Raw genomic sequence first — 15,811 nt, forward strand, 5'->3', positions numbered from 1 at the left:
TCCTGCCCGGATGCCCCCGCCATGGCGCCGCCCTACRGCGTTTCCTCCGACTGCCGCAGGAGTGCCACAAAGTCGGCCGGCCGGGTTGCTGGCCACCAATGGCCGCTGTCAACCCTCGTCACGGTGAGATCGTCCACCCACGCTTCGAGCCCCTCGACAAGGGCGGGCGCGAGGAACGGATCCTTCAGGGGCACCACCACATGGACGGGCACGGTCACCCGGCCCGGGGCGGGCCGGGTGCGCCGGCCGCGGAAGTTGATGCGGAAGTTGCTGCGGTACAGGGCCAGGCCGCGGACCGGATCGTTGCCGACGTCGCGCTTGGCTGTCTTCTCGTAGCGCCGGGTGAGGATCAGCCGCCAGGCGGCTTCCGGCAGGACGGGGAGGAGGAACGCGCCGATGTACCAGCTGCGGAGCAGTTGGCCGGCAACCTGCGGCCAGGCCCCAGGCATCCGGACGCGTCCACGGATCCAGCGGGAGAAATGTCCCAGGTCGGGGCCGGAAATACTGGTGTACCGGGCGATCCGGCCGCCGGCCCTGGGGTCCTGGACGATGGCCCAGCCCTGGATCGACCCCCAGTCGTGCCCCACCAGGTGGACAGCCGTGGCGCCCACCCCGGCCAGTACGGCGAAGGCATCGTCCACCAGGGCTTTCATGGAGTAGTCCCCGCCCGGGCCGTGGACGGCAGAGGCGCCCGCGTTCCGCGTGTCATAGGCCACTACGTGATGGGTCCGGGCGAGTTCGCGGATGGCCGGAAGGAACACCCGGTGATCGTCCGGGTAGCCGTGCACCAAGAGCAGGCTTGATACCTCCGGGCCCGGTTCCGGTCCAAACTCGTAGACGGCCAGCTGCGCGCCGGGCACGGTGACAGCCCGGCGCCGTTCGTTCAATGTCTCCATGAGCTCCGTCTCCATGCGCTCCGCTTCCATATGCCCTCCTACGGTCCCCGGAATCCAGCAGGTTCCCCATCCTACGGCGGCGCCATCACAAACCGGCACCATCACAAACCGGCGCCATCACAAAACACCGAAGTGATCGTTGAGAACCCGGGCCGTGCATGAAAGAGTCACTTCATGACCAATCCCCTCCTGAGCCCCAGCACCCTGCCCTACGGGCTGCCTCCCTTCGCGGACATCGAGGACGCGCACTACGCCGAGGCCGTTGAGGCGGGCCTGGCCGGGCACCTCGCCGAAATCCAGGCCATCGTCGACGACCCCGAGGCCGCCTCCTTCGAGAACACCGCCCTGGCCATGGAACGCTCCGGCCGGCTCCTGGAACGGGCCGCCGCGTCCTTCTTCACGCTCGTTTCCGCGGACGCCTCCGATGCCATCCAGGAGCTCGAGACCCGGCTGTCCCCGCTCTTTGCCGCCCATCAGGACGCCGTCTACCTCAACCGGGGCCTCTACGAGCGCTTCGCGGCCCTGGACACCGCCGTCCTGGACGCGGAGTCCGCACGGCTTGTGGAGGAATACCTCAAGGAGTTCCGTGCCTCGGGCATCCAGCTGGACGACGCCGGGCAGGAACGGCTCAAGGACGTCAACGCCGAGCTTTCCCGGCTCGGCACCGAGTTCGGGCAGCGGGTCAAGGAAGGCATGAAGTCCGCCGCCCTCCTGCTGGACGACGCCGCCGACCTCATCGGGCTGCCCGCCGACGACGTCGCCAGTGCCGCCGAGGCTGCCCGCACCGCCGGGCACGAGGGCAAGTTCCTGCTGACCCTGATCCAGCCAAGCAACCAGCCGGCCATGGCCGCCCTGGCGAACCGGGATGTCCGCCGGCGGCTCTACGAGGCCTCGATCGGCCGCGGCAGCGACGGCGGCAGCCTCGACGTTCTCGATTTGGTCAAGGACATGGTCCGGCTCCGCGCCGAGAAAGCCACCCTTCTGGGGTTCGCGAACTTCGCCGAGCTCAGTGTGGACCGGCAGACGGCACCGGACTTCCAAGCGGTCCAGGCCATGATGAGCCGGCTTGCCCCGGCCGCCGTCCGCAACGCCGACGCCGAGGCGGAGGCGCTGGCCAAGGCCGCCCGCCACCCGCTCGAGGCCTGGGACTGGGCGTATTACTCGGCCCAGGTCAAGCGTGAGCGGTATGCGGTGGACGAGCAGGCCCTGCGCCCCTACTTCGAGCTGGACCGGGTCCTGAATGATGGTGTGTTCTTCGCGGCGAACGCCCTGTACGGGATCACGTTCCACGAACGCGCCGACCTCGACGGCTACCACCCGGACGTGCGGGTCTGGGAAGTGAAAAATTCGGACGGCACGGACCTGGGCCTGTTCCTGGGCGACTACTACACCCGCGACACGAAGCGGGGCGGGGCGTGGATGAATTCCCTCGTCGAACAGTCCGGGCTGCTGAACGCCCGACCGGTGGTTATCAACAACCTGAACATCTCCAAGCCGCCGGCGGGCGAGCCCACGCTGCTGACCCTGGACGAACTCCGCACCACCTTCCACGAGTTCGGCCACGCCCTGCACGGGCTGTTTTCGGCCGTCACGTATCCGCGGTTCTCCGGTACCAACGTGCCGCGGGACTTCGTGGAGTACCCGTCGCAGGTCAACGAAATGTGGATCATGTGGCCCGAGGTCCTGGCCAACTATGCCCGGCACCATGCCACCGGAGAGGCCCTGCCGCAGGAAACGGTGGACAAACTCACCGCTGCGCAGCTCTGGGGCGAAGGCTTCGCCACCACCGAATACCTCGGCGCGGCCCTGCTGGATCTGGCGTGGCATGTCCTGGACGGCTCCGATATCCCCGAGGACGCGGTCGAGTTCGAGGCGAAGGCCCTGGCAGCGGCCGGCGTCGCGCACAGCCTGATCCCGCCGCGCTACCGCACCGGGTACTTCCAGCACATCTTCGCGGGCGGCTGGTACGCCGCCGGGTACTACTCCTACATCTGGAGCGAGGTCCTGGACGCCGACACCGTCGAATGGTTCAAGGACAACGGCGGCCTCAGCCGCGCCAACGGCGATTTCTTCCGCGCCGAGCTGCTGTCGCGCGGCAACAGCCGTGATCCGCTGGAGTCATTCCGGACCTTCCGGGGCCGGGACGCCGACCTCGGACCGCTGCTGAAGCGCCGCGGCCTGGACTAACCCTTCATCGGTTGCTCCGTAGACGCCCTTTAGGGCCTGATAAAGGCAGATACGGAGCAATCGACGGGGAAACGACGACGGCGGCGAGTCACCGAAGAATGGTGACTCGCCGCCGTCGCGGTTATGGCTGTGCTGGTGTTACCAGCCGCGCTCGGCGAGGCGGTGCGGCTGCGGGATCTCGTCGACGTTGATCCCGACCATGGCCTCGCCCAGGCCGCGGGAGGCCTTGGCGATCTCGTCCGGGTCGTCGTAGAAGGTAGTGGCCTTCACGACGGCGGCGGCACGCTGGGCCGGGTTGCCGGACTTGAAGATGCCGGAGCCGACGAACACGCCATCGGCGCCGAGCTGCATCATCATCGCGGCGTCAGCCGGGGTGGCGATGCCGCCGGCGGTGAACAGCACCACCGGGAGCTTGCCGGTGGCGGCAACTTCCTTGACCAGTTCGTACGGGGCCTGCAGTTCCTTGGCCGCGACGTAGAGCTCGTCCTCGGGCAGGGAGGCGAGCTTGAGGATCTCGGCGCGGATCTGGCGCATGTGCGTGGTGGCGTTGGAGACATCGCCGGTGCCGGCCTCACCCTTGGACCGGATCATCGCCGCGCCCTCGTTGATGCGGCGCAGGGCCTCACCGAGGTTGGTCGCACCGCAGACGAAGGGAACGGTGAACTTCCACTTGTCGATGTGGTTGGTGTAGTCGGCCGGGGTCAGGACCTCGGACTCGTCGATGTAGTCCACGCCGAGGGACTGCAGGACCTGCGCCTCGACGAAGTGGCCGATCCGGGCCTTGGCCATGACCGGCACGGACACGGCGGCGATGATCTTGTCGATCATGTCCGGATCGGACATGCGGGACACGCCGCCCTGCGCGCGGATATCGGCCGGAACGCGTTCCAGAGCCATCACTGCCACGGCACCGGCGTCTTCGGCGATGCGGGCCTGCTCGGCGTTGACGACGTCCATGATGACGCCGCCCTTGAGCATCTCAGCCATGCCGCGCTTGACGCGGTTGCTGCCCGTGACGTTCTTCGCGGACGCGCCGGCTTCGCTGCTTACATCAGGTGTAGACACAAAAACCCCTATGGGTAGATAGATGACCTCGCCGGGGCGCGGACGGCACGTTCATGCCGTGTCTCGCACACACCGGATTACCGGATCCATTGGCCGGTAAAGCTAATACTATCCCCCGGCCGGGGCGCCGCAGAATTCGGGTTACAGCAGCCGAATCCCGCGCAGTGCCGGGCGTTCCGAGTGTCCGCAAAAGGGGCCTGCGGCGCGGTCAGCCGGCCCGTTCCGGGGTGGTGCCCTCGGGTTCCTCCAGAGACTGGCGGTGGACGGTCACGATGCGCTGGATTACTGTCACCAGGCTTGCGGCCGCGAGGAGGCACAGCGTCACGAAAAGTACGACGACGGGCAGGCCAAGTCCCGTGAATCCGGTGACCACCAGCACGGACACGAGCCGCTCGGCGCGCTCGGCGATGCCGACGTTGGCGTGAAAGCCCAGGGCTTCGGCCTTGGCCCGCGCGTAGGAGACCACCATCCCCAGTACGAGGCAGACGATGGCGGCGATGGCGATGGGCGGGTTGGCGCCGCCGGTAAAGAACCACACGGCGAGGCCCGCGAACAGGGCGCCGTCGGCGACGCGGTCCAGGGTGGAGTCCAGGAAGTTGCCCCACCGGCCGCCGCGGTGCTGCATCCGGGCCATGATGCCGTCAATGACGTCGGAGAAAATGAACGCCGTGATGAACAGGGTCCCCCACCAGAGCTGCCCGAGCGGATAGAACACCAGGGCGCCGATCACCACGCCGAGCGTGCCGACCACCGTCACGGCGTCCGGAGACACCCCGATCCGCAGTAGCCAGCGGGCAACCGGGGAGAACAGGGCGGTGAAGAACCCCCGGGCGTGCCTGTTAAGCATCCTTCTCCCCGGCTGTTTCCTGCGGCGCTGGCATTTCCTGCGGCCAGGCGTCGGCGACCTGCTGGCGAACCTCGCCGAGGGTCTGCGTGATCGCCTTGGTCTGGGCGATGATGGGGAAGAAATTTCCGTCCCCGCCCCAGCGTGGCACCACGTGCTGGTGCAGGTGCCCGGCGATGCCGGCCCCGCCGGTGACGCCCTGGTTCATGCCCAGGTTGAAACCGGAGGGGTTGGCGACCTTGCGCAGCACCCGCATGGCCGTCTGGGTCAGCTCGGCGAATTCCGCCGTCTCCTCGACGGTGAGATCCGTGTAGTCAGGGATGTGCCGGTAGGGGCAGACCAGCAGATGTCCCGGGTTGTACGGGAACAGGTTCAGCACGACGTAGCTGGTCCTTCCCCGGTACACGATCAGGGAGTCCTCGTCCGCCCGGTCCGGGGCAGCACAGAACGGGCAGTCGTCCGGGTTCTTGAACTGCTGCTGGCCGCCCTTGATGTACGCCATCCGATGCGGGGTCCACAGGCGCTGGAAAGCGTCCGGGACCCCGGCCAGGCCGAAGTCGTCCGTCACGGCGTGGTCGCCCGGATACTCCGGCCCGGCCCCTGTGGAATCCTGCACGCGCTGCCCTTCCGTCTGCCTAGCTGGTCCGGTTCCGGACAGCGTCGACAATCCGCTGGACGGCCTCGGCCACGGGCACGCCGTTGTCCTGGCTGCCGTCGCGGAACCGGAAGGATACGGCTCCGGCCTCGGCGTCGTCTCCGCCGGCGATCAGCACGAACGGGATCTTGTCCTTGCTGGCCGTGCGGATCTTCTTCGGGAACCGGTCCGAGGAAATATCCACCTCGGCCCGGATGCCGGCCGCCTTGAGCTGGTCCACGACGTCGAACATGTAGTCGTTGAAGGCCTCCGCCACCGGGATGCCTACCACCTGAACGGGAGCCAGCCAGGCCGGGAAGGCGCCGGCGTAGTGCTCGGTCAACACGCCCATGAAGCGCTCCACCGAGCCGAACAGGGCGCGGTGGATCATCACGGGCCGCTGGCGGGTGCCGTCGGCCGCCTGGAACTCGAGCTCGAAGCGTTCGGGCAGGTTGAAGTCCAGCTGGATGGTGGACATCTGCCAGGTGCGGCCGAGCGCGTCCTTGGCCTGGACGGAAATCTTGGGGCCGTAGAACGCGGCCCCGCCCGGATCCGGAACGAGTTCAAGCCCGGAAGCCTCGGCCACCTCGGCGAGGGTGCGGGTGGCTTCCTCCCACGTGGCGTCGTCGCCGACGAACTTGTCCTCGTTCTTGGTGGAGAGCTCGAGGTAAAAATCGTCCAGGCCGTAGTCCTTGAGCAGGCCCAGGACGAAGTTCAGCGTAGTGGTGAGCTCGTCCTTCATCTGCTCGCGGGTGCAGTAGATGTGGGCGTCGTCCTGGGTCATGCCACGGACGCGGGTCAGGCCGTGCACCACGCCGGACTTCTCGTAGCGGTAGACCGAGCCGAACTCGAAGAGCCGCAGCGGCAGTTCGCGGTAGGACCGTCCCCGGGACCGGAAGATCAGGTTGTGCATGGGGCAGTTCATCGGCTTGAGGTAGTAGTCCTGGCCGGGCTTGCGGACAGTGCCGTCCTCATTCAGCTCCGCGTCGATGTGCATCGCCGGGAACATGCCCTCGCGGTACCAGTCGAGGTGCCCGGAGACTTCGTACAGGTGGCCCTTGGTGATGTGCGGGGTGTAGACGAAGTCATAGCCGGCATCCACGTGGCGCTGCCGGGAGTAGTCCTCCATGGCCTTGCGGATGATGCCGCCCTTGGGGTGGAACACCGGCAGGCCGGAGCCGAGCTCGTCCGGGAAGGAAAACAGGTCCAGCTCCGCGCCGAGCTTGCGGTGGTCGCGGCGCTCGGCCTCGGCAATGCGCTCCTGGTAGGCCTTGAGCGCATCCTTGGTGGGCCAGGCGGTGCCGTAGATGCGCTGCAGCTGCTGGTTGTTCTGGTTGCCCAGCCAGTAGGCGGCCGAGGACCGGGTCAAGGCGAAGGCGTTGGAGATCAGCTTGGTGTTCGGCAGGTGCGGGCCGCGGCACAGGTCGCACCAGAGGCTGTCGCCGCTCTTGCGGTCCACGTTGTCGTAGATGGTGATGTCGCCGGCGCCGACCTCGACGTTGACGCCCTCTCCGACGTCGGCGGCCTCGTTCTTCTTGCCCAGGAGTTCGAGCTTGTAGGGCTCGTCCTTCATGGCCTCGCGGGCCTCGTCCTCGGAAACCACGCGGCGCACGAACTTCTGGTTCTGGTTGATGATCTTCAGCATCATCTTTTCCAGGGTCTTCAGGTCTTCCGGGGTGAACGGTTCGGCGACGTCGAAGTCGAAGTAGAAGCCGTCCGTGATGTAGGGGCCGATGCCGAGCTTCGCGTCGGGGCGCAGCTGCTGCACGGCCTGGGCCATGACGTGGGCCGTGGAGTGGCGCAGGACGTTCAGCCCGTCCGGGGAGTCGATGGTGACGCCCTCGACCGCGGCGTCCTCGGGAAGGGGCTGGTCCAGGTCCTTCAACTCGCCGTTAACGCGGGCCACAACGACGTCGCGGCGCTCAAAGAAGAGTTCCGCGCCGGTGGTCCCGGTAGTCACCTTGGTCTCTTCGCCGTCGACGAGAATGGTGATCTGCTGGGCATCTGACACGGGTGTCTCCTATTCAAAGTTAAGGCTTCGTAGCTTGTGGCGTACGGGGACCACAGCCAGCCTTGTCCATGCTATCTGTTTACGAAGGGGCCAACCAACGCGCCACTCAGCCGCCCAGCCCGGTGATGGCGAGGTTCCTGCTGATCCCGTCCAGGGGACCGGGCAGCTCCGGCTCGCGGTAGGCAGGGGCGCCCCGCACCGGCTCCGGGAACGGCAGGGTTTCCGTTCTGCTGAGGTCCCAGGCCATGCTGGCGCTGATGCTGATGCCCCGCGGCCCGGTCCGGCGGGTGGTGCCGCGGATCAGCAGCAGCCGGGTGCCGAACAGCAGGGATCCGGACTGCTCCTGCGCCTCGTGGAAGAAGACGGAATCCACGCAGCCGGTACCGTCGTCGACGCTGATGAACACCACCCGGCGGCCGCCCCGCATGGGCGGGGTCTGGGTGGCCACCCGCACCCCGGCAACCAGCACCTCCGTGCCGTTGCGCAGTCCCAGCAGCTTGTCCGCGGTGGTGACGCCCAGCCGGTCCAGCAGCGGCCGGTGGCTGGTCATCAGGTGCTCCGTGACGTCCACGGCCATCAGGTCCAGTTCAGCCCGGACGTTATCCACCATGCTCGGCGCCGGCAGAACCGCCTTCAGGTTCTTCAGTTCAACGTCCCCCAGCGGCAACGCCAGCTGGCCTTCAATGACCTCCACGCCCTTCCGCGAGGAACGGCCCTGGAGCTTCTGCAGATGCTGGACCAGATCCGCCCTGTTGGCCGCTCCCCCGGACGCCTTATGCAGCGAATCGAAGGCGCCCAGCTGCGCAAGGCGTTGGATGCTGGGCCTGCTCAGCCGTGACCGGGCGCGCAGGTCTGCCAGCGAATCGTAGGGCTGGCCGGCCACAATCCGCTTCAGCTCGGCACCGGAAAGCCCGAAGATGCCGTTCAGGCTCAGCCTGATGCCCAGCCTGCCCCGGTCCGGCCCGGATTCCACCGGCTCCACCCGGTACTCCGCCTGGCTCCGGTTGATGTCGAGGGGCAGGATGGGGATGCCCAGCCGGCGGGCCTCGGCCACGAGCAGGCGTTTGGGGTACATGCCGGGGTCGTGTTCCCAGAGCCCGGCGAGAAAGGCCTCCGGGTGGTGCGTCTTCAGCCAGGCCGACTGGTAGGTGGGCACGGCGAACGCGGCGCCGTGGGCCTTGCAGAACCCGAAGCTGCCAAAGGCCTTCAGCGTGCCCCAGACCTTGTCCACCACCTCGGGACTGTAGTTTCGTGCCCGCGCCTCCTTCCGGAAGAACTCCTCCACCCTGGCCTCCAGCACCTCGTTGCCCAGCGCCCGGCGGAACTCGTCCGCGCGTGCCAGCCCGCACCCGGTCATCACGTCGAAGGTCTTAAGGATCTGTTCGTGGAAAACGGTGACCCCGTGGGTCTCCTTAAGGACCGGCTTGAGGTGGGGATGCGGGTAGACCTCGGGGGCGAATCCGTGCCGGTGCTCCAGGAAGGGCCGGACCATGTCGGATTTCATCGGGCCGGGCCGGAACAGCGATATGTCAATGATGAGGTCGTTGAAATCCCGAGGCGCCATCTTCCCGATCAGTTCGCGCTGGCCCGGGGATTCGATCTGGAAGCAGCCCAGTGTGTGGGTGCTGCGGATCAGTTCAAAGGTTGGCTCGTCATCGAGCGGGACCGCGTTGAGGTCGATGCGCCCGTCCTCGGCGATGTAATCCGGGCCGGCCCCGTCCGCGCCTGCCGGATGTGCGCCGGCGGCAACCACCTCGGCCTTGGAGGGGTGGAGCCGGATGACTTCCCGGACGGCAAAAGCCATGGCGCTCTGCATCCGGACGCCCAGGACATCGAGTTTGAGCATGCCCATGGGGTCCATGTCGTGCTTGTCGAACTGGCTCATGGGCAGGCCAAGGCCGCTGGGCTGCACGGGGGTGCGGTCCAGCAGGGTGGCATCGCCGAGGATGACCCCGCACGGGTGCATGGAGATGTGGCGGGGCAGACGGTCCAGCCGTTCCGTGAGGTCCACCAGCAGGTCCAGCTGCTGGTTTTCGGTGAAGCCGCGCTGCTCCACCCGGTCCGCAAACTCCTTCAGTTCGGGTTTCTCCACGAGGGCTTCACGGAAGTGCCTTGCAGAGAACCGCCACAGCTGCTTGGCAATCTCCCCGACCTCGCCGTCGTCCATGCCCAGGGCCAGGCCGGCGTCGCGCACGGCACCGCGAGCGCGGTAGCCGTTCTGCATGCTCATCAGCGTGACGCGCTCGGCGCCGAAGCGTTCAAAGATCTTCCGGTAGACGTTGTGCCGTTCTGCGCTTTCGACGTCGATGTCGATGTCGGGCAGGGTGGCGCGGTCGCGGGAAAGGAAACGTTCAAAGATGAGGTCGTGCTGGAGCGGGTTCACCTGGCTGACGTCGATCAGGTAGTTGACCAGGCTGGAGGCGCCGGAACCGCGGGCGGCCGCCCGGACGCCCAAGTCCAGGATCATCCGGGAGACCTCTGCGACGGTCAGGAAGTAGGAGGCGAACCCCAGCGAGTCGATAATCCGGAGCTCGTGCGCCAGCCGGGTCCGCATCTGTTGTTCCTGCCGCCCGGAAATTCCCGGGAAACGGCGGCCGATGCCGGACTCACAGCGCAGGGTCAGCTCTGCGAGCGCGTCGCCGTCGATCCCGATCACGGAGGCTTCCGGAACCACGGGCTGTTTCCAGCCCATGTCTGCCACGGGATCCATGCGGCAGCGGTCCGCGAGCGCCTCGGTCTGGGCGAGTAGCCGTTTGAGGTCCGCAGTGCCGTAGCCGGCGGCATGGATGATCTCCTTGCCCAGCTGCAGCATCTGGGCCGCCGATTTGAGCCAGCCCTGCCCGTTGGGCTGCAGCAGAGGGGCGGCGGAGAGCTCGGGGAGTGATTTGAGCGTCCGGGCCGAGTCCAGCACATCGGCGGTCGCCGCGCCGTCCTCGGCCACATACCGCACGGCGTTGCTCAGCACGGCGGGCACCCCGTGTTCTGCCGCGAGCTTCAGCATGCGCACCGCGTGGGCGGTGCTCATGGGTTCCCCGGGCGGGCTGAGCTGGGACACTGCTTCCGCGGCGAGCGTTCCGGGAGGCATGGCATCCAGCCAGCGTTTGAACAGGGTGCGGGGCCGCAGGTACCGCCGGCCGCCCATGGCACGGCCGACGTCGGAGTCCGGGCCGATCAGCACCGTCAGGACCGGCTGCAAGGTTTCCGGGTGCAGGGTGCGGGAGGCCAGTTCCGCCCGGGTGACGGCCACCGGTACTGCTCCCCCGGCCTTGCCCGTGGTGCGGGCATGGGCGTCGGAGATCAGACGGCACAGCGCCCTGTAGCCTGCGCCGTTGTTGTGCCCGTGCGCCAGCACGACGACGCGTCCCCCGAGCTGGGTGCGGAGGTCGCCGTCGTCGTCAAAGACCGCGAGGTCCACGCCGACGATCGCATCCAGGCCGGCGGCCATGCACGCCTTCAGGTGCTTGACGGTTCCGTAGAGCCCGTCGCGGTCCGTGCAGGCCAGGGCAGTGGCGCCGTCGGCGGCGGCCGCGGCGGCCAGCTCATCCGGCCAGGAGACGCCATAGTGGGCGCTGAAGGCGGTGGAGACGTGCAGATGGGTGAAGCTCATGCCGTCTCGGGCTTCCGGAGGGGCTGCAGCGCGTCGTGGATCCTCAGGAGCCGCCAGCGGCCGCTGCCGATATGCCGGGTCAGGTCAAGGGTGAGGGTGGAGGCCGCGGCGTGGTCACCGGCGGCACGGACCTGGACGCGCCAGATCTCGTGATCCACCAGTCCCGGCCCGCTCCCGAGCGGCGCCCGGCTTTCTTCCGCCCACCACTGGCGGCGTTCAAACCAGCGGACAGGTTCGGCGCAGACCGTGTAGCGACGTCCGGCCCAGTCGAGGCGCAGGGGCTGGCCTGAGGGCGTGCAGGCGACATCCACAGACTCGCTGAACATGCCCACGTTGCCTCCCGACCCAGTCCGGGCTGGAGCCGGCCCAGTCCCCGCTTCGACTTTCCACGTCTACTTCAAGTTCCAGCTACTTCAAGGTCCAGCGCTTCTGCATTGATTCGAATCTGAATTTATTCGAACATATCTTCGAATAAAATCAGTCTACGTCGAAGAGGCGACAAAACCCAGATCGGGGGTGGACGGACGATGGCACAGGTAGCAGGATTGAGCCATGAGCTCCCATATCGCACTCCTGAAGCACGTAAAGGTCGCCGCCAAGAATTCAACCTTGGTGGCGACCTTCGATATAGACGGCAATATCCCGGGGCAAGGCGCCTACGTGGTGGGCCTGCTGGCAGCCGAGCCGGACTACTCCCATCAACGCAGACTGGGTATTGAGTTCATGAACGGCGAGGCGGTCTCCTTCTACTTCTTCAATCATGACGGCACGGAAGAGAACTTCGACCTCAAAGGCGTGGAACACTCAGGAAACACCATCACCGGAAACTTCCCCATCGCGACTGTGCTGGGCCTGCCCAAGGGCCACCTCATGACCGCCTTCAGCGATTGTGACGGCCGGGACTACCAGGCCAACGTGCCTGTCGAAGAGGCCCTCTAGCCGGCAGGAACCGACCCCGGCCGTGCGGAAGTGGCGGCTGCGCGGGCCTTAGTCCGTCCAACAGAAATCTGTTGCACTCGAAGCCGTGGCGGCACGCTTTCGGCCGCTTTCCCGACGTCTGCGGAGACAATGCCGACGAATGTGGCATACCCCCTTACCCGCCTCAGGATCCCGCCCCGACCCCTCGACGCCGGGCCGCGATGTGCTCGGCGACCATGATCGTGGGGATGTTGATGTTAGCCGACGGCGGTTCAGGAAGGATCGAGGCGTCGACTACCGAGAGGCCCGGCACTCCGTACACCCGTCCCGAGGTGTCGACCACAGCGCCGGCCCGGGGGTCCGTTCCCATCGCACAGGTACCCACGGGGTGGTGGTAAGTCGTGGCCGTGGCCTTGATCCAGGTGCGAACGGCGACGGCGTCGGCCACCAGGTCCTTCTGGGGCGCGAGCCGGGAACCGCCAGTGATCCGGGTCAGATGAGGGTGGGCCACGGCGGCGTCCGCGAGCTGCAGGCCCTCCACCAATCGATCGATGTCCACCGGATTGCGGAAGTACCCGAGGTCGATGGCCGGTGCGGCAGTCGGGTCGAGTGTGAGCACCCGCACCTCGCCGCGCGACGCCGGCTTCAACAACGCCGCGGCGAGCATGCAGCGGTACCCGTCCCCGAGCCGGTACGGTCCGCAGACCATGAGCTGGAGATCCGGAGGATCCGCCGCGGAACTCCGGCTGCTCCGGGCTGTCGCCAGCATCTGGAAGATCGGAGGGTCTCCGAGTGGTTGGAGACAGGGCAGGTCGATTGCCACCCACGGGTGGTCGGCGAGATTCGTCCCCACACCCGGCAGGTCGATCGTGACGGGCCTGCCCAATGCGGCTACGTCCGCGGCGGGGCCGATGCCAGAGCGGATGAGCAGCGCGGGCGAGTGGTAGGCGCCAGCGCAGACAATTACCTCATCGGCCGCGATGATCTCGCCCTCGGAGGACCGGACACCTATCGCACGCCCGCGACGTAGCACGACCTCGGCGATCGGACAGGTCGCGCGGATCGTCAGGTTGGGCCGGGAGCGGACGGGATCCAGAAAGGCCAGCGCCGTACTGACCCGGAGGCCTCGCACACAGTTGACTGGCAGCGCCGAGAGACCGACAGCCCCCGGGGCGTTGTGGTCTGGAATTCGCGGGATCCCAACCTCCGCGATGGCGTCCTCCATCGCAAGCGTGAGCTCGGACTGTTCGTCCCCCTGATAGCGGCGGATCGGCACTGGGCCGTCCGTCCCGTGATAGGGCGACGACCCGAAGTCCTGGTCATGCTCAAGGCGGAGGAAAGAGGGCAGCACGTCCGCGAAAGTCCATCCCGGCAATGCCCAGCCGTCGTAATCGGCCGGATGCCCGCGCAGGGCGAAGGTGGCATTGACGGCCGACGAACCCCCGGTCACCCGCCCCTGTGGAAGGTCCAACGGCGGACCTCCGGCGACGCCTGTTCCATGTAGCCCCCAGTCGTGCGAGGCCGTGCTGGTGCCATGGATGCCGTCCGCGAGGTCGGCCGGAAGCCTCGCCGCCGGGTAGTCCGGCCCCGCTTCGAACAGCACCACCTCGCGGTCGGCGTCCTCGCTGAGCCGCGAAGCCAACACGCAGCCTGCACTGCCCGCACCCACCACGGCCACGTCATACCGGCTCTTCATCGCTTGCCCTCGCTTCCAACTCCAGTCTCGGCCGGTGGCGGGGGTTTTGCTAGTTCAGAATTCGAACGGGCCCAGAGAGGTCCCAGGGCCGCCATCAACGCCGACGGCGCGGGTACCAGTCGGTCTGGACATTCAGGAGGATTAGCTGCCGGCTTTGTACACTTCCAGCTCGAGCGTGATGAAGGCGTCGATCATCGCCCGGTAGGTCTTCTCGACAAGTTCGACGTCGATGTCCTTCTTTTCCGCCGTCGCGCGGACGTGTTCGATGACCCGCTCCACACGGCCGGGCGCACGGACCTCGGCGCTGTCCGCCTTGAGGGTCCCGGCGATCCGGATCAGACGCTCACGGCGCCCGATCAGGGACACAATCTGCTCGTCCACCTCGTCAACAGCCACCCGCACGGCGGCGAGCTGTTCGCGGTCGGCCTGGGCGGCCTTGTCGTCTGCGTGATTTGTGGGCATGTGCATGACAGTATCGAAAGATGCAGCCACGAGTCGACTTCATATCACTAGGTGTCCGCAGTGTTGACGCCTCACACCGCTTCTACGTCGATGGCCTCGGATGGCCGGTCCACCGGGAAGTGCCCGGGGAGGTGCTCTTCATCCAGGTCAACCACGGCCTCATCCTCTCCCTCTGGGACGCGGCCCAAATGCAGGCCGAAGCGGCCACCGACGCCCCTGCCGGCATTGCCACCATCACCCTGAGCCACAATCTGGCCAGCACGGCAGAAGTCGACTGGGTGATGGCCGAAGCAGAGAGCGCCGGAGCGGCCATCATCGCCGAACCAAAGACCCAGTCCTGGGGCGGTTACACGGGATACTTCGCCGACCCCGACGGCTACCGCTGGGAGGTCGCCTTCAACCCAGACTGGGTGGTCGACGGCGGCGGCAAAGTAACGCTGTAGCCCAGGCTGTTGTAACCCAGGGCGCTGTAACCACAGGAGGCCAGCTCCGCTTGCGGCCAGCCAACCCCTAGAACAGGCTCCCCACCGGCTCGATGAGTTCCGGCGAGTCATTCCTGACGTTCCCGACGGCGGTGCCGACGGCGTCGATCGTCCAGCCTTCCGCGACGTCGTGCGCCCCGGCCCGGACCAGGTCCACGAGTCCGGCCGCGTCATCGGCCTGCGGGTCCAGCCACGTCTGCATCGTCTCGCGGTTCATGGGCAGCGGAACCCTGTCATGCAGCGCGGTCAGCTCCGCCAGCATTCCCCCGGCGTAGCCCTCCGGCGGGGAGTCGGTGGTCATGATCGAGGTCGAGAGCATCCAGCGCTCCGGGTCGCCCTCGGCCTTGGACGGGTCCCTCCACCATTCATAGAGTCCTGCGAAGACAATGGGGTGTCCGTCCGTGGGATGGACGTAGTAGGGCTGCTTGCTGCGGCCCTCGCCCTTCCACTCGTAGTAGCCGTCCGCGGGGACGGCACAGCGGCGGGAGCGGGTCGCCTTCCGGAAGGCGGGCTTCTCCAGCACGGTCTCGCTGCGGGCATTGATCATCTTGGACCCGATGCCCGGGTCCTTGGCCCATGAGGGCACCAGACCCCAGCGCGCAATGTGCAGTTGGCGGACCGGCTCGCCGTCCACCAGCCGTTCGAGCAAGATCGGCACATCAGCTGTCGGGGCCACGTTCCACGACGGYGGAATCGCGATCTCATCCTCCAGCCCGGCATCGAATTCGGCCAGCAGGTCCCCGACGGCCCGGGCCATCACGTAGCGTCCACACATGGCACCAGCATGCCACCGCACCCATTCCGTGTCATCCGCGCCTTCGTGAATCCCGGCTCAGCCCGGCTCAGTCCGCCGAGGTCGCCGGAAACGTGCGAAGTCGCCGGAACTTCCCTGTGTGTCAGGCTGTTGTGTGACAGGTTCCCTGTTGCTGGAGCCGGTGCAGTGCGGGGGAAGGTCCATCATGGATTTCGTTATGCCTGTTCGTGTTTCGAACCGGAAGCACTTCACTAC

At 67.1% G+C, this 15,811-nt stretch carries 13 protein-coding genes; 3 read left to right on the forward strand and 10 right to left on the reverse strand.

Annotated features, from left to right (window positions below):
* Nucleotides 1-32: 32 nt before the first annotated feature.
* Entirely contained in the window at nucleotides 33-926 is an 894-nt protein-coding gene (locus AB4089_RS09645; protein ID WP_441409058.1) for an alpha/beta fold hydrolase, read from the reverse strand.
* A 144-nt stretch (nucleotides 927-1,070) separates the two neighbouring features.
* Between AB4089_RS09645 and AB4089_RS09650 the strand changes: the two genes are divergently transcribed.
* Nucleotides 1,071-3,083 (forward strand): M3 family metallopeptidase, encoded by a 2,013-nt coding sequence (locus tag AB4089_RS09650; protein ID WP_441409059.1) that lies wholly within the window; start codon nucleotides 1,071-1,073, stop codon nucleotides 3,081-3,083.
* 138 nt (nucleotides 3,084-3,221) lie between these two features.
* On the opposite strand, the gene pdxS is transcribed toward AB4089_RS09650, so the two are convergent.
* The 6 genes from pdxS to AB4089_RS09680 all read right to left on the reverse strand — a co-directional run bounded on the left by pdxS (nucleotide 3,222) and on the right by AB4089_RS09680 (nucleotide 11,576).
* Nucleotides 3,222-4,148 (reverse strand): pyridoxal 5'-phosphate synthase lyase subunit PdxS, encoded by a 927-nt coding sequence (gene pdxS, locus AB4089_RS09655; RefSeq protein WP_441409060.1) that lies wholly within the window; start codon nucleotides 4,146-4,148, stop codon nucleotides 3,222-3,224.
* Between the two features lie 208 nt (nucleotides 4,149-4,356).
* A complete protein-coding gene (gene pgsA / locus AB4089_RS09660; protein ID WP_441409061.1) occupies nucleotides 4,357-4,995 on the reverse strand; it encodes a phosphatidylinositol phosphate synthase in 639 nt (212 codons plus the stop codon).
* On the reverse strand, nucleotides 4,988-5,608 hold the full coding sequence (locus tag AB4089_RS09665; protein ID WP_441409062.1) for an HIT family protein: 621 nt from the start codon (nucleotides 5,606-5,608) through the stop codon (nucleotides 4,988-4,990). The genes pgsA and AB4089_RS09665 overlap by 8 nt, the downstream gene beginning before the upstream one ends.
* Nucleotides 5,609-5,627: 19 nt before the next feature.
* Nucleotides 5,628-7,637, reverse strand: coding sequence for a threonine--tRNA ligase (thrS, locus tag AB4089_RS09670; protein WP_441409063.1), 2,010 nt, complete (start codon nucleotides 7,635-7,637; stop codon nucleotides 5,628-5,630).
* Between the two features lie 106 nt (nucleotides 7,638-7,743).
* The gene (locus AB4089_RS09675; protein ID WP_441409064.1) at nucleotides 7,744-11,244 is read right to left on the reverse strand and encodes a DNA polymerase III subunit alpha; all 3,501 of its coding nucleotides are present in this window, start codon (nucleotides 11,242-11,244) and stop codon (nucleotides 7,744-7,746) included.
* Complete coding sequence (locus tag AB4089_RS09680) at nucleotides 11,241-11,576, reverse strand: DUF6504 family protein (RefSeq protein WP_441409065.1); 336 nt, start codon at nucleotides 11,574-11,576, stop codon at nucleotides 11,241-11,243. Before AB4089_RS09680 ends, AB4089_RS09675 begins: the two co-directional genes overlap by 4 nt.
* A 220-nt stretch (nucleotides 11,577-11,796) precedes the next feature.
* Between AB4089_RS09680 and AB4089_RS09685 the strand changes: the two genes are divergently transcribed.
* Nucleotides 11,797-12,183, forward strand: coding sequence for a hypothetical protein (locus AB4089_RS09685; RefSeq protein WP_441409066.1), 387 nt, complete (start codon nucleotides 11,797-11,799; stop codon nucleotides 12,181-12,183).
* Nucleotides 12,184-12,346: 163 nt separating this feature from the next.
* On the opposite strand, the gene AB4089_RS09690 is transcribed toward AB4089_RS09685, so the two are convergent.
* Entirely contained in the window at nucleotides 12,347-13,858 is a 1,512-nt protein-coding gene (locus AB4089_RS09690) for a GMC family oxidoreductase (RefSeq protein ID WP_441409067.1), read from the reverse strand.
* 141 nt (nucleotides 13,859-13,999) lie between these two features.
* Nucleotides 14,000-14,326, reverse strand: coding sequence for a chorismate mutase (locus AB4089_RS09695; RefSeq protein WP_441409079.1), 327 nt, complete (start codon nucleotides 14,324-14,326; stop codon nucleotides 14,000-14,002).
* 14 nt (nucleotides 14,327-14,340) lie between these two features.
* Here AB4089_RS09695 and AB4089_RS09700 point away from each other — a divergent pair, with 14 nt between their 5' ends.
* Nucleotides 14,341-14,763 (forward strand): VOC family protein, encoded by a 423-nt coding sequence (locus AB4089_RS09700; RefSeq protein ID WP_441409068.1) that lies wholly within the window; start codon nucleotides 14,341-14,343, stop codon nucleotides 14,761-14,763.
* A 67-nt stretch (nucleotides 14,764-14,830) separates the two neighbouring features.
* Here the strand turns inward: AB4089_RS09700 and AB4089_RS09705 are convergent, their stop codons facing one another.
* Nucleotides 14,831-15,577, reverse strand: coding sequence for an SOS response-associated peptidase (locus AB4089_RS09705; protein WP_441409069.1), 747 nt, complete (start codon nucleotides 15,575-15,577; stop codon nucleotides 14,831-14,833).
* Nucleotides 15,578-15,811 lie beyond the last annotated feature (234 nt).

Origin of the sequence: Arthrobacter sp. 2MCAF15 (genome assembly GCF_052115605.1) — a bacterium.
GTDB lineage: Bacteria > Actinomycetota > Actinomycetes > Actinomycetales > Micrococcaceae > Arthrobacter.